At 65.6% G+C, this 14598-nt stretch carries 10 protein-coding genes; 5 read left to right on the top strand and 5 right to left on the bottom strand.

Going from position 1 to position 14598, the window contains the following annotated elements; genetic code table 11:
* Positions 1-2017 (bottom strand): [protein-PII] uridylyltransferase (locus tag DBR23_RS25485; protein WP_108499955.1); only part of this gene is annotated, 2017 nt, incomplete at its 3' end.
* A 95-nt stretch (positions 2018-2112) separates the two neighbouring features.
* Complete coding sequence (map, locus tag DBR23_RS25480) at positions 2113-2928, bottom strand: type I methionyl aminopeptidase (protein ID WP_056067376.1); 816 nt, start codon at positions 2926-2928, stop codon at positions 2113-2115.
* 137 nt (positions 2929-3065) lie between these two features.
* On the opposite strand from map, the gene purL reads away from it, so the two are divergent.
* Positions 3066-7073, top strand: a complete 4008-nt coding sequence (gene purL / locus DBR23_RS25475) for a phosphoribosylformylglycinamidine synthase (RefSeq protein ID WP_108499954.1) — start codon at positions 3066-3068, stop codon at positions 7071-7073.
* A 186-nt stretch (positions 7074-7259) separates the two neighbouring features.
* On the opposite strand, the gene DBR23_RS25470 is transcribed toward purL, so the two are convergent.
* Positions 7260-7949 carry a methyltransferase gene (locus DBR23_RS25470; RefSeq protein ID WP_108499953.1) on the bottom strand — a complete coding sequence of 230 codons (690 nt, stop codon included), beginning with the start codon at positions 7947-7949 and terminating at the stop codon, positions 7260-7262.
* 233 nt (positions 7950-8182) lie between these two features.
* Here DBR23_RS25470 and DBR23_RS25465 point away from each other — a divergent pair, with 233 nt between their 5' ends.
* From DBR23_RS25465 to egtB, 4 genes are all read left to right on the top strand, one after another.
* A complete protein-coding gene (locus DBR23_RS25465) occupies positions 8183-9169 on the top strand; it encodes a DUF808 domain-containing protein (protein WP_056067381.1) in 987 nt (328 codons plus the stop codon).
* A 129-nt stretch (positions 9170-9298) separates the two neighbouring features.
* The gene (locus tag DBR23_RS25460) at positions 9299-9889 is read left to right on the top strand and encodes an OmpW family protein (protein WP_015013729.1); all 591 of its coding nucleotides are present in this window, start codon (positions 9299-9301) and stop codon (positions 9887-9889) included.
* A 240-nt stretch (positions 9890-10129) separates the two neighbouring features.
* On the top strand, positions 10130-11047 hold the full coding sequence (gene egtD, locus DBR23_RS25455; protein ID WP_108499952.1) for an L-histidine N(alpha)-methyltransferase: 918 nt from the start codon (positions 10130-10132) through the stop codon (positions 11045-11047).
* A gap of 12 nt (positions 11048-11059) precedes the next feature.
* Positions 11060-12265: an ergothioneine biosynthesis protein EgtB gene (egtB, locus tag DBR23_RS25450; protein ID WP_108499951.1), complete on the top strand. Its 1206-nt coding sequence runs from the start codon at positions 11060-11062 to the stop codon at positions 12263-12265.
* 204 nt (positions 12266-12469) lie between these two features.
* Here egtB and DBR23_RS25445 read toward each other — a convergent pair whose 3' ends face one another.
* Complete coding sequence (locus DBR23_RS25445) at positions 12470-13753, bottom strand: O-acetylhomoserine aminocarboxypropyltransferase/cysteine synthase family protein (protein ID WP_056744200.1); 1284 nt, start codon at positions 13751-13753, stop codon at positions 12470-12472.
* Between the two features lie 169 nt (positions 13754-13922).
* The coding region (locus DBR23_RS31810) for a cation-translocating P-type ATPase (protein ID WP_233250746.1) at positions 13923-14598 on the bottom strand (676 nt) is incomplete at its 5' end.

Here is a 14598-nt window from a genome sequence, read left to right as displayed (position 1 = left end):
GCTTGGCCGTGCCTACATGGCGCGACAGGTGGCGTGTGTGCCATGCAATGTCGGCAGCGTCGTGGCGCATGAAATAGCTCACGTCGAGCGTGGCCCACAGCGCCTTGTGCGCTTCAAAGGGCAGGGCGTTGAGCGCCAGCAGCACCAGCGCCTCGCGCTTGCGAGCCTCGATCTCGGCGGCTGCATCGGGGGCGCGGCCGCCCAGGGTGCGCAGTGTGGCGCGGTACAGGTCTTCCAGCAGCTTGCCCTTCCAGGCGTTCCAGACCTTGGGGCTGGTGCCGCGGATGTCCGCCACCGTGAGCAGGTACATGGCCGTGAGGTTGCGTTCGTTGCCCACGCGGCGTGCAAAAGCAGCAATCACATCGGGGTCGCTCAGGTCCTGCTTTTGCGCCACAGTGCTCATGGTCAGGTGCTCACGCACCAGAAACTCGATGAGCCGGCCATCTTCGCGGTCCACGCCGTGCTGGCGGCAAAAGCGCCGCACTTCTTCAGCGCCGATTTGCGAGTGGTCGCCACCGCGTCCCTTGCCAATGTCGTGGAACAGCGCGGCCACGTAAAGAATCCACGGCTTGTCCCACCCTCCCGCCAGTTGCGAGCAAAACGGGTATTCGTGCGCATGCTCGGCCATGAAGAACCGGCGTACGTTGCGCAGCACCATCAGGATGTGCTGGTCCACCGTGTAGACGTGGAACAGGTCATGCTGCATCTGCCCCACGATGCGACGAAACGGCCACAGGTAGCGCCCCAGCACCGAGGTCTGGTTCATCAACCGCATGGCGTGCGTGATGCCCGAGGGCTGCTGCAGGATGCGCATGAAGGCATCGCGGTTGACCGGGTCTCGACGGAAGGCGCTGTCCATCACGCCGCGTGCGTTGTACAGCGCGCGCAAGGTGCGCGCCGACAAGTCCTTGAGCCCGACCGTGGTCTGGTAGAGCAGGAAGGTCTCCAGGATCGCATGCGGGTCGCGGGTGTAAAGGTCGTCGCTGGCCACCTCGATAAGACCCGCCTTCTCAAAGAACCGTTCGTTGATCGGACGCGGCTCATGGGTCGATGGGTTCAGGCGCTCTTCGATGTTGAGCAGCAGGATCTGGCTGAGTTGCGACACGGCCTTCGCTGCCCAGTAGTACCGCCGCATCAGACTTTCGCTGGCCCGCATGGGCAGGCGCGAACCATCGGGTGCTTGCGAGCGGTAGCCGAACGACTCGGCCACGGCGGTCTGCAAGTCGAACACCAGCCGGTCTTCGTGCCGCCCGGCAGCCGCATGCAGACGGGCGCGAATCAGGCACAGCAGTGCCTCGTTGCGCTCGATCTGGCGCACTTCAAAGGCCGTGGCCAGGCCACTGGTGGCCAGTTCCTTCCAGTTGCTGCCCAGCCCGGCAGCCTGTGACACCCACAGGATCATCTGCAGGTCCCGCAGCCCGCCGGGCGACTCCTTGCAGTTGGGCTCCAGCGAATAGGGCGTGTTCTCGTACTTGGTGTGGCGCTGGCGCATCTCCAGGGTCTTGGCGACCAGAAACGCCTGGGGGTTCATCTGCGCGCGGTACTGGCGCTGGAATTCTGCAAACAGCGCGGCGCTGCCGCACACCAGCCGCGATTCGAGCAGCGAGGTCTGCACGGTGACATCGCCCGCGCTTTCGGCAAGGCATTCGGCCACCGTGCGCACGCTCGATCCGATCTCCAGGCCCGTGTCCCAGCAGCTACCGATGAAGCCTTCCAGCTTCGTGCGCAAGGCACTGCCGGCCTCGGGCGCCGTGCCGTCGGGCAGCAGCAGCAGAACATCGACATCGGAATAGGGGAACAACTGGTCGCGCCCAAATCCGCCGACGGCCACCAGGGCCATATCGTCGGGCAGCGCAGCACGCTGCCACAGGGTCTGCAGCAGGTTTCCCGCCAGCGACGACAGCTTGCGCAGCAGCACCCGGATGCCGCGTGTCGATGCGCCGGTGGATTGCATGGCCGCCAGCAGCGCGGCCTTGTCGCTGCGGTAGGCGTCGCGCAGGGCATGGAGTTCAGTCATGGTCGGTAAGTATCGTGGGAGGCCATGAAAAAGCCATGCAAGAGTTGTGCAAGCAGCTGCCTTTTTGCGCGGGAACCGGTGGCCCGGCGCTCGCCTCAGGTCTTGGTGGCGGTCACAAACGACGGCAACGGGGGCGAACCCGCTGACAGCGTCATCACCTCGTACCCCGTGGGCGTGACCAGTACCGTGTGCTCCCACTGGGCCGACAGGCTGTGGTCCTTGGTCACGATGGTCCAGCCGTCGTTGCCAAATTCCTTCACTTCGCGGCGGCCGGCATTGATCATGGGCTCGATGGTGAACACCATGCCGGGTACCAGCTCTTCGAGCGTGCCGGGCTTGCCATAGTGCAGCACCTGGGGTTCTTCGTGGAACTTTTGGCCAATGCCGTGGCCGCAGAACTCGCGCACCACCGAGAAGCCGTGCCCTTCGGCAAACTTCTGGATCGCGTGGCCGATATCCCCCAGCCGTGCGCCGGGCTTGACCTGCACGATGCCATGCCACATGGCTTCAAACGTCAGCGCTGACAGGCGCTTGGCGGCGATCGAGCACTCGCCGATCAGGAACATGCGGCTGTTGTCACCGTACCAGCCGTCCTTGGTGATCACGGTCACGTCCACATTGACGATGTCGCCCTTCTTGAGCGGCTTGTCGTTGGGGATGCCGTGGCACACCACATGGTTGACCGAGGTGCACAGCGAAGCCGGGTAGGGCGGGTAGCCCGGTGGCTGGTAGCCCACGGTGGCCGAGATGGTGCCCTGCTGGGCCATGCATTCGGCGCCCAGGCGATCGATTTCTTTGGTGGTGATGCCGGGCTTGATGTGCGGTGTGATGTAGTCCAGCACTTCGGAGGCCAGACGGCAGGCCAGGCGCATGCCCTCGATGTCCTCGGCGCTTTTGATGGTGATGCTCATGGCGCAATTATCCCATTGGGCCCCCGGCTGCGCAGGCGGCCCGGCCATGCCCGGTAAAATGGAGGGCTCCGGTGCTGGTTGCACGCTGGCGCCCGGAGCCACCCTCTACCCCTGACACCCCCCAACAGGCCGCTACCGTGACCTTGCACATGACCACGCTGGCGGGCGGCAACGCCCTCAGCTCCTTCCGCGCCCAGCAACTTCAACCCGCCCTGGAGGCGATCCACCCCAAGATCAGTGGCATTGCAGCGCGTTTCGTGCACCTGGTCGCCACCGATGCGGTCCCCACTCCTGCAGAACAAGAACGCCTGGCCGCGCTGCTGACCTATGGCGACCCCTACGCTGGCCCTGAAGACGGCGCCGCGCTCATCGTCACGCCCCGCCTGGGAACGCTTTCGCCTTGGGCCTCCAAGGCCACCGACATTGCGCGCAACTGCGGCATCGCCATCCGCCGTGTCGAGCGCATCACCGAGTACCGCATCAGCCTGAAATCCGGCCTGCTGGGCAAGACGCCCGAGCTGACGGCCGAGCAACTGGGCCAGATCGCCGCACTGCTGCACGACCGCATGACCGAATCGGTGGTGGCCGACCGCAGCGCCGCAGCCGCCCTGTTCACCGAACTGCAGCCCGCCCCCATGGAGCATGTGGATGTGCTGGCCGGTGGTCGCGCGGCACTCGAAGCGGCCAACACCCGCTTCGGCCTGGCCCTCGCCGACGATGAAATCGACTACCTAGTGACCGCCTTCACGGGCCTGAAGCGCAACCCCACCGACGTGGAACTGATGATGTTCGCGCAGGCCAACAGCGAACACTGCCGCCACAAGATCTTCAACGCCGAGTTCACCATCGACGGCGTGGCGCAGAGCAAGAGCCTGTTCGGCATGATCCGCAACACGCACCAGCTGGCGCCCCAGCACACGGTGATCGCGTATTCGGACAACGCTTCGGTCATGGAAGGCCATCAGGTGGAGCGTTTTGTGGCAAAAATGGCCGCAAGCGCCAGTGAATCAAGCGCTAATAGCTATCAAAAAAGTAGCATTACCCAGCATGTGCTGATGAAGGTGGAAACGCACAACCACCCCACGGCCATCTCGCCCTTCCCAGGCGCATCGACCGGCGCGGGCGGCGAGATCCGCGACGAAGGCGCCACGGGCCGCGGCTCCAAGCCCAAGGCGGGCCTCACGGGTTTCACCGTGTCCAAGCTCTGGGGCAGCACCGTGGGCAAGCCTGAGCACATTGCCAGCCCGCTGCAGATCATGGTCGAAGGCCCCTTGGGCGGCGCGGCGTTCAACAACGAATTCGGCCGCCCCAACCTGAACGGCTACTTCCGCGAGTACGAGCAGAACGTCGGCGGCGTGCAGCGTGGCTACCACAAGCCCATCATGATCGCGGGCGGCGTGGGCGTGATCGATGCAGAGCTGACGAAAAAGATCGGCTTCCCTGCAGGCTCGCTGCTGATCCAGTTGGGTGGCCCCGGCATGCGCATCGGCATGGGCGGCAGCGCCGCCAGCTCCATGGCCACCGGCACCAATGCGGCCGAGCTGGACTTTGACTCGGTGCAGCGCGGCAATCCCGAGATCGAGCGCCGTGCACAAGAGGTCATCAACCACTGCTGGGCGCAGGGCACGAACAACCCCATCCTGGCCATCCACGACGTGGGCGCGGGCGGTTTGTCCAACGCCTTCCCCGAGCTGACCAATGATGCTGGCCGCGGCGCGCGCTTTGACCTCCGTGCCGTGCAGCTCGAAGAGTCCGGCATGAGCCCGAAGGAAATCTGGAGCAACGAGTCGCAAGAACGCTACGTGCTGGCGATTGCGCCCGAATCGCTGGAGCAGTTCAAAGCCTTTTGTGAACGCGAGCGCTGCCCGTTTGCCGTGATCGGCACGGCCACCGAAGAGCGTCAGCTGGTGCTGCACGACCCTGCTGCCACGGCCGACGACCAGAAGCTGCCCGTGGACATGCCGATGAACGTGCTGCTGGGCAAGCCGCCCAAGATGCATCGCGACGTGAAGACCGTGGTGCGCGAATTTGCACCGATGGACTTGACCGGCGTGCCGCTGCAAAAGGCCGTGATCGACGTGCTGGCCCACCCCACGGTCGCCTCCAAGCGCTTCCTCATCACCATTGGCGACCGCACCGTGGGTGGCCTGTCGCACCGCGACCAGATGGTCGGCCCCTGGCAAGTGCCCGTGGCCGATTGCGCCGTGACGCTGGCCGATTACAAGGGCTTTGCGGGTGAAGCGATGAGCATGGGCGAGCGCACGCCGCTGGCCGCCATCAACGCGCCCGCCTCGGGTCGCATGGCCGTGGCCGAGGCCATCACCAATCTGCTGGCTGCGCCCATTGAGCTGCCGCGTGTGAAGCTATCGGCCAACTGGATGGCCGCCTGCGGCGAGCCCGGCGAAGACGCTGCGCTCTACGAAACCGTGAAGGCCGTGGGCATGGAACTGTGCCCCGCGCTGGGCGTGTCCATCCCCGTGGGCAAGGACAGTCTGTCCATGCGCACGCAGTGGAATGAAGGTTCCGACCAAAAGAAAGTCACCTCGCCTGTCAGCCTGATCGTGAGCGCCTTTGCTTCGCTGTCCGACGTGCGCGGTACGCTCACTCCCCAGCTCAACGCCACCGAGGCCGATACCACGCTGGTGCTGATCGACCTGGGCAAGGGCCAGAACCGCATGGGCGGCAGCATCCTGGGCCAGACGCTGGAGCAAAGCGGCAACTTGGTGCCCGATGTGGACGACCCCAAAGACCTGGTCAACTTGGTCAACGCCGTGAACGCACTGCGCGCCAAGGGCCAGATCCTGGCCTACCACGACCGCAGCGATGGCGGCCTGCTGGCCGCAGCAGCCGAAATGGCCTTTGCAGGCCACGTGGGCGTGGCGCTCAACGTGGACATGCTGGTGACTGAAGGCGACGGCATCAGCGACAGCCGCATGGAAACCGGTGACGCCAAGAACTGGGCGCAGCAGGTCAGTGCCCGCCGTGAAGAACTGACGCTCAAGGCGCTGTTCAACGAAGAGCTGGGTGTGCTGCTGCAAGTGCGCACCGCCGAGCGCAACGATGTGATGCAGGTGCTGCGCGAGCATGGCCTGTCCAAATTCAGCCACTTCGTGGGCAAGACGCGCCCAGTGTCGTCCGAAATCGACGCAGGCAAGGGCGAACTCCAGGTCTGGCGCGATGCCAAGGCTGTGTTCAGCGCCTCGCTGGCCGACCTGCACCAGGTGTGGGATGCGGTGAGCTGGAAGATCTGCCAGCAGCGCGACAACCCCGCCAACGCCGATGCCGAGCACGCTGCAGCGGGCGAGCCCACCGACCCGGGCCTGCACGTGCACCTCACGTTCGACGCGGCCGACAACGTGGCCGCGCCGTACCTCAACCTGGCCAAACCCAAGGTCGCCATCCTGCGCGAGCAGGGCGTGAACTCGCACATCGAGATGGCCTACGCCTTCACCGAGGCGGGCTTCGAGGCCTACGACGTGCACATGACCGACCTGCAGACCGGCCGCGTCCAACTCGAAGACTTCAAGGGCGTGGTGGCCTGCGGCGGCTTCAGCTATGGCGACACGCTGGGCGCTGGCATTGGCTGGGCGCGGTCCATCACCTTCAACCCGGTGCTGGCCGCACAGTTCCAGGGCTTCTTCGGTCGCACCGACACGTTCGGCCTGGGCGTTTGCAACGGCTGCCAGATGTTTGCTGAGCTGGCGGACATCATCCCCGGCGCACAGGACTGGCCACGCTTTACCACCAACCAGAGCGAGCGCTTCGAGGCCCGCCTGTCGCTGGTGGAAGTGCTGGAATCACCCAGCCTGTTCCTGCAAGGCATGGCAGGCAGCCGCCTGCCGATTGCGGTGGCGCATGGTGAGGGTTATGCCAACTTCAAGTACCGGGGCAACGCCGACAAGGCCATTGCTGCGATGCGCTACGTGGACAACCACGGCCGCGCGACGGAGCAGTACCCGTTCAACCCCAACGGCAGCGCGGGTGGCCTGACGGCAGTGACCACGGCCGACGGCCGCTTCACAGCCATGATGCCGCACCCCGAGCGCGTGTTCCGCAACGTGCAGATGAGCTGGACCAGCGAGGACAAGGCGCAGTACAGCGGCTGGATGCGCATCTGGCGCAACGCGCGCAAGTGGGTGGGGTAGCAGGGGGCATCCCCCTGAGCGGCTGCGCCGCTTCCCCCTTCTCTCGATTCGCTGCGCGAATCGGGAAGAGGGACGCAGCCCTCGCTGCTGGGCGGCCCTTGCTCGGCTGCCCTGGCGCTTAGGGTGCGCGGGCTCGGCGGTCTGATGGTGGCGCTATCGCGCCGGGCCAACCCTTCAAAGTCGTGTTCAGGCCGCTGTTAAGGTGCGCTGGTACACCAGCAGCCGCCCTTTGTACGCCGGCACATCGGCCAGGGCGGGGTGGTCCAGTCGCTCTTCGATCACATCGAAACGGTGCACAGCCATCTGCTTGTGGAAGGTGGAGCGGTTGCCCCTGTTCGGGTCCACGATCCAGATCTGCGCGCCGTCGCCTGCGTGGTGGTCCAGAAAGGTGGCCAGGGACGCACGGGCGTCGCGTTCGTACAGCACATCGCTGCCGATGATGAGGTCGAACTGGCCTTGCACCGCGTTGGCCGGTGCTGGCGCGTCCGAGCCCCACTGACCCGTGCGGTACTTCACGGGTGACAGGCCGTTCAAGCGCGCGTTTTCCTGCAGGAACTGTTGGGCCAGAGGATGGCAGTCGCTGGCAGTGACATCGATACCGCGCCTGTGGCACACCAGGCTGGCCAGACCCAGGCCGCAGCCGATCTCCAGCACACGTTCGCCCGCCAGCAGGGGGCGGCTGGCCATGCGCTGGGCCAGCTGCGCGCCCGACGGCCACAACAGGCCGAAGAGGGGCCAGGCGGCCGATGAGATACCCAGCGCCTCGGCGGCGCCCAGCGGGTCGGCAAACTGCTGCTTGTCCAGCAGCGACTGGATGATCAGGTCTGCCGCGCCGGTGATGGCGATGTCTTCTTGCTTGGTCAGGTAGCCGGGCATGGCGTGGCGGTGAAGCCCGCAGAAGGCCCCATAGCGGGTAGTGGATGAGGGCGCGAGTATGCGCCTTGTGGCTGGGCAGGCATGCCCGCAGGCGGTGTGGGGCTATCTGCAAATGGCATGGCCGCTGCACGACGATGGGCCTTGCGCTGCGGTTGCCTGTGCGTTGCTATAGTGCGGCGCACACCGGCGGCTTGTTCGCCGCATTTTTTTGCGACTCATCCCAAGGACTTCCCATGGCCGCTGGCAGCCTGCTTGCTTTGCTCGACGATATCGCCACCATCCTCGACGATGTGGCCTTGATGACCAAGGTGGCGGCCAAGAAGAGCGCTGCCATGGCCGACGATGTGTCGGTGATGACCAAGGTGGCTGCACAGAAGACGGCGGGCGTGCTGGGGGACGACCTGGCGCTCAACGCCCAGCAGGTGACCGGGGTGCGTGCTGAGCGCGAGATTCCGGTGGTGTGGGCGGTGGCCAAGGGCTCGTTCATCAACAAGGTCATCCTGGTGCCCGCTGCGCTGCTGATCAGCGCCTTTGCGCCGTGGGCCGTGACGCCGCTGCTGATGGTGGGGGGCGCCTTCTTGTGCTTTGAGGGCTTTGAGAAGGTCGCGCACAAGCTGCTGCACGCCCAACATGAGGATGAGGCTGAGCATGAGAGCCACGCCAAGGCCAATGCCAATCCGGCGGTGGATTTGGTGGCCTTTGAAAAGGACAAGATCAAGGGCGCCGTGCGCACGGACTTCATCCTGTCGGCCGAAATCATTGCGATCACGCTGGGCACGGTGGCCGCTGCGCCCTTCGTGCAGCAGCTCACGGTGCTGTCGGGCATCGCCATCATCATGACCATCGGTGTCTATGGGCTGGTGGCGGGTATCGTCAAGCTGGACGACCTGGGCCTGTGGCTCAACAACAAGGCCAGCAGCGCCGCACGTGCCCTGGGATCGGGCATCCTGCGCGCAGCACCCTGGCTGATGAAGGGGCTGTCCATTGCGGGCACTGCGGCGATGTTTCTGGTGGGCGGTGGCATTCTGGTGCACGGCGTGCCTGCGTTGCACCATGCGGTTGAGGCCGCAGGCACGGCAGCGGCGCAATGGCCCGTGGGCGGGCTGTGGGCGGTGCTGGTGCCCAACCTGCTGAACGCCGTGGTGGGCATCGTGGCGGGTGGCTTGGTTCTGGCCGGGTGGACGCTGGTTCAGCGCCTGAGGGGCAAGTCCACAGCTTGATAGTGGGTATTCCTTGATCTAGGTCTAAGGGTTACTACCGAGGGCTTGAGGTAAGGCAAGGCCGGGTGGGTGCCGCAGCGGTTCAATGCATGCACGGGGGTCGTCCCCGTCCAACCGATGCGAATTACCATGAAAAAGAACCTGCTGGCTGTCGCCGTTCTCTGTGCCCTTTCTTCTGGCGCTGCCCTGGCGCAACAGGCTGAAGGCCCCTGGATGGTCCGTGCACGTGCGGTGCACCTGGACAGCGCCAACAAGGACAGCACACCGCTGGGCCTGTCGGTCAACAATAAGACCATCCCTGAAGTGGATGTCACCTACTTCTTCAACAAGAACATCGCGGCCGAGCTGATTCTGACCGTGCCCCAGAAGCACACGCTCAGCGCTGGCGGCGCAGCCATTGGCACGCTCAAGCACCTGCCCCCCACACTGCTGGCGCAGTACCACTTTGATGCCCCCGGCTTCAAGCCCTACGTGGGCGCGGGCCTGAACTACACGCGTTTCTCGAGCGTGAACCTGCCCGCAGGCGTGAGCATTGACCGCAACAGCTTCGGCCCCGCGCTGCAAGTGGGTGTGGACATCCCGCTGGCCAAGAACCTGTACCTCAACTTCGACGTGAAGAAGGTTTTCATCAAGACCGACGTGAGCGCAGGCGGTGCCAAGCTGGGCACCTTCAAGGTGGACCCCGTTCTGGTGGGCGTGGGTCTGGGCTGGCGCTTCTAAGGGCACAGGGCCCCAGGCGGGCCCTGCGTTCCTGACAATAAAAGTTCTCCAAGGGTCTGAAGGGCTGGCGCATGCGCCAGCCCTTTTTTTGTGGGTGCGGAAATGGCCTACACACGGCAGTCAGCGAGGCAACGCACAATGGGGCAGGGGAGCGTGTGGGGCGTGCCGCAATGTGGGCGCTCCAGGTGCCTCTGCTTTTGACCACCCGGCGGCGCTGCCGCCCCAACGTCCTGACGACCCATGCTCCTGCCTCGCTATTCCGACATCACCCGCGGACTGACCCAGCGGCCCGCACGCATCTCCCCCAAGTATTTCTACGACCAGCATGGCTCGCAGCTGTTTGAAGCCATCACACGCCTGCCGGAGTACTACCCCACACGCACCGAAATGGCGCTGATGCAGACACATGCAGACAGCATCGCGGGCGCCGTGGGCGCAGGCCGCACCCTGATCGAACTGGGCGCGGGCAACTGCCAGAAGGCCCGCACCCTGTGCCGCCTGGTGCAGCCGGCCTGTTTTGTGGGCGTGGACATTTCGGCGGATTTTCTGGAGCAGGCGGTGCAAGGGCTGCGCGACGACTTCCCGGCGCTGGATGCCCGCGCGCTGGCGGGCGACATGACCCTGGGGGTGTCACTGCCTGACGACATTCCCCGCACCGGGCGCCTCGTGTTCTACCCGGGCTCGTCCATCGGCAACTTCGACCCGCCGCACGCGCTGGAGCTGCTGGCCCACATGCGCGATCTGATCGACGACGATGGCGGCCTGCTCATTGGCATCGATTTGCCCAAGGATGTGGCGGTGCTCGAAGCCGCCTACGACGATGCAGCGGGGGTCACCGCCGAGTTCAACCGCAATGTGCTGCGGCATGTGAACCGCCTGATCGGCAGCGACTTTGACGTGGCGCAGTGGCAGCACCGTGCGTTCTTCAACACCGAGGCGTCGCGCATTGAAATGCACCTGGAGGCTGCCTCTGCCACCGAGGTGTGCTGGCCCGGCGGCGGTCGCAGGTTCGACCAGGGCGAGCGCATCCACACCGAGAACAGCTACAAGTACCCGTTGCCCGTGTTCACCGACATGCTTGCGCGCGCCGGTTTTGCGCAGGCCCAGGCGTGGACGGACGAGCGGGGCTGGTTCGCGGTGGTCCACGCCCGTCCTTGACCGGTGGCTGCCATGACCGTGACATCCCCCGCATTCGACACGCTGTTGGCGCGCTACACCGCGGTACGCGGCCGCTCGCTGGCCCTGGCGGCTCCGCTGTCGCCCGAGGACTGCGCCGCGCAGTCCATGCCCGACGCCAGTCCCACCAAATGGCACCTGGCCCACACCACCTGGTTCTTTGAGACCTTTGTGCTCGAAGCCCACGAGCCAGGTTTCCAGCCGTTTGCACCGGCGTTCCGGGTGCTGTTCAACTCCTACTACAACGGTGTGGGCGCCAAGCACCCGCGTCCGCAGCGCGGGCTGCTCACGCGACCATCGCTGGACGAGGTGCTCGCCTACCGGGCCGACGTGGACGCCCGCATGGCGCGCCTGTGGCCCGCTGTGGCGCACGACGCTGCGCTGCGTGGCCTGATCGAGCTGGGCCTGCAGCATGAGCAGCAGCACCAGGAGCTGATGCTCACCGACATCCAGCACCTGCTGTCCTGCAACCCCTTGTTCCCTGCCTATGCCAAGGCTCCAGACGCTGTGGCGCCCGAGGCTGGCCAAGCACTGGCGTGGCATTCCTTTGACGGGGGGCTGGCCGATATCGGCCACGCTGGTAACGGCTTTGCCTTTGACAACGAGGGCCCGCGCCATCGTGTGTATCTGCATCCCTACGCGCTGGCCTCGCGGTTGGTGACACAGGCCGAGTATCTGGCGTTTGTGGAAGGTGGCGGCTACCGCAATCCGCTGCTCTGGCTGGCCGAAGGCTGGGACTGGCGGGCGGCGCAGGGTCTGGAGCAGCCGCTGTACTGGCATCGCATCGACGGGGCCTGGCACCAGTTCACGCTGGCCGGCCTGCAGCCGCTGCAGGGCAACCAGGCGGTGGTGCATCTGTCGTACTACGAGGCCGATGCCTACGCGCGCTGGGTGGGCGCGCGCCTGCCCACCGAGGCCGAATGGGAGCATGCGGCCGCGCAAGGTGCCGCCGGCATGGCGCAGTGGCACGGCGTGGCGTGGCAGTGGACGCAGTCGAGCTACGCGCCGTACCCCGGCTTCCGGGTGGCCGAAGGCGCCGTGGGTGAGTACAACGGCAAGTTCATGGTCAACCAGTACGTGCTGCGGGGCTCGTCCAGCGCCACGCCGCCGGGGCACGAGCGACTGACCTACCGCAACTTCTTTCCTGCCACGGCGCGCTGGCAGTTCACCGGCATCCGGCTGGCACGCGACCTCGGCTGAAGGCGGTCAGCGCCCGGCGCTGGCCGTCATCGACACGCCGCGTTGGGGCCGGCATGACGGTGTCGCTACGTGCCGTGATCTTGTTTGCTATCAAATATGTAGCTTGCAGTGCATATTCCACCAGCGCTTGGACGCAAAAAGCCTCAAAAGCACGGTGACAGGTGCCTGGCCATGCGTTTTTGGGGGCGCATGGCCATTCGCACATCACACCTTGTCGAGTGCCTGCGCCAAGTCCGCCCGCAGGTCGTCGATGTGCTCGATGCCGACCGACAGGCGCACCATGCCTTCGCTCACGCCCGCCTTGGCCAGCTCTTCGGGATTGAGCTGGCGGTGGGTGGTGGACGCGGGGTGGGTGGCCAGCGACTTTGCATCGCCAATGTTCACGAGGCGCGTGAAGAGCTGCAGCGCGTCGAGGAAACGGGCACCTGCCGCACGTGGATCGGCGTCGCTGTTCTTCACGCCAAAGCTCAGGATGCCCGATGCCTTGCCGCCTGACTGGCGTTGCACCAGCGCGTGGTCCGGGTGGTCGGGCAGACCGGCGTAGCGCACCCATTCGACCTTGGGGTGGCTTTGCAGGTACTGGGCAATGGCCAGCGTGTTGTCGCAGATACGGTCCATGCGCAGCGCCAGGGTTTCAATGCCTTGCAGGATCAGGAAGGCATTGAGCGGCGCCAGCGCCGCACCCGTGTTGCGCAGTGGCACCACGCGTGCACGGCCGATGAAGGCGGCGGGGCCCAGCGCCTCGGTGTAGACCACGCCGTGGTAGCTCACGTCGGGCTCGTTCAGGCGCGGGAAGCGTGCCTTGTGCTCCGCCCACGGGAATTTGCCGCTGTCCACAATCGCGCCGCCCACGCTGTTGCCGTGGCCGCCCAGGTACTTGGTGAGCGAGTGCACCACGATGTCCGCGCCATGCTCGATGGGGCGCAGCAGGTAAGGGCTGGGCACGGTGTTGTCCACGATCAGCGGCACACCGTGGTCGTGCGCTACCTTGGCCAGCGCAGCGATGTCGGTCACGTTGCCCAGCGGGTTGCCGATGGACTCGATGAAGATGGCCTTGGTGCGCGCATCAATGTGCTGCGCAAAGCTGGCCGGGTCGCGCGGGTCGGCAAAGCGGGTGGTGATGCCCTGCTGCGGCAGCGTGTGGGCAAAGAGGTTGTAGGTGCCGCCGTAGAGCGTGCTGGCCGAGACGATGTTGTCGCCCGCCTCGGCAATGGTCTGGATGGCGTAGGTGATGGCGGCCATGCCCGAGGCCACGGCCAGCGCGGCAATGCCGCCTTCCAGCGCCGCGACGCGCTTTTCGAGCACGTCGGTGGTGGGGTTCATGATGCGGGTGTAGATGTTGCCCGGCACCTTCAAGTCAAACAGGTCGGCGCCATGCTGGGCGCTGTCAAACGCGTAGGCCACCGTCTGGTAGATGGGCACGGCCACCGCCTTGGTGGTGGGGTCGGGGCTGTAGCCTGCGTGGACGGCCAGGGTTTCGATTTGCATGGGTGCTGTCTCTTTCATTGAAGGGATGGGAGTGGCACAACCGGGCTCGGCCCATGGCTGGACGAGGCCCGATGTGCCGATGGCGCGGGCCATTCTGGCAGCCTGGACCCGTGGCGTCATCGAATCGTTGGCTATGTGCTTATGACGTTCTTGTGCGTCCTGGACTCTTTCAGGCCGAGGGCTCGTCCATGGCGCTGTCCATGGGCTCTGGGGTGGTGCGCCGCGCCTGCTGGCTACGGCGCCAGGCCTTCTCGACTTCCACGACCACCAGCACCACCAGCGCGGCGCCAATGCACAGGGCCAGCTCGCCCAGGCTCAGCGGCTCGGTGCGGAAGATGGGGTTGAGCCAGGGCACATAGATGGTGGCCATCTGCAGCGCAAAGGTGAGCAGCACGGCACCCAGCAGCGGGCGGTTGCTCAGCAGGCCCAGGCGCCAGATGGGTTCGGATTCGGAGCGGATGGCGATCACATGCGCCATCTGCGCCAGCGTGAGCACGGTGAACACCATGGTCTGCCAGTGCGTGTGGCCGGTGTGCAGGGCCCAGGCCTGCACCGCCAGGCACAGCCCACCAATGAGCAGGCCCACGCCCAGGATGTGCTGCCACATGCCGTGGGCAAACAGGCTTTCGCGCGGCGCGCGGGGCGGGCGCTGCATGATGCCGCGCTCGGCCGGTTCGGCCGCCAGCGCCAGGCCGGGCAGGCCGTCTGTGACGAGGTTGACCCACAGGATGTGGATGGGCAGCAAAGGGATGGGCAACAGCAACAGCGGCGCCAGGAAGATGGTCCAGATCTCGCCCGAGTTGCCCGTCATCGCGTAGCGCACAAACTTGCGGATGTTGTCGTAG

It is taken from the genome of Acidovorax sp. HMWF018 (genome assembly GCF_003061035.1).
GTDB lineage: Bacteria > Pseudomonadota > Gammaproteobacteria > Burkholderiales > Burkholderiaceae_C > Acidovorax > Acidovorax delafieldii.
The sequence above is the reverse complement of the archived record's forward strand: the minus strand, read 5'-3'. Positions and strand labels throughout refer to the sequence as shown.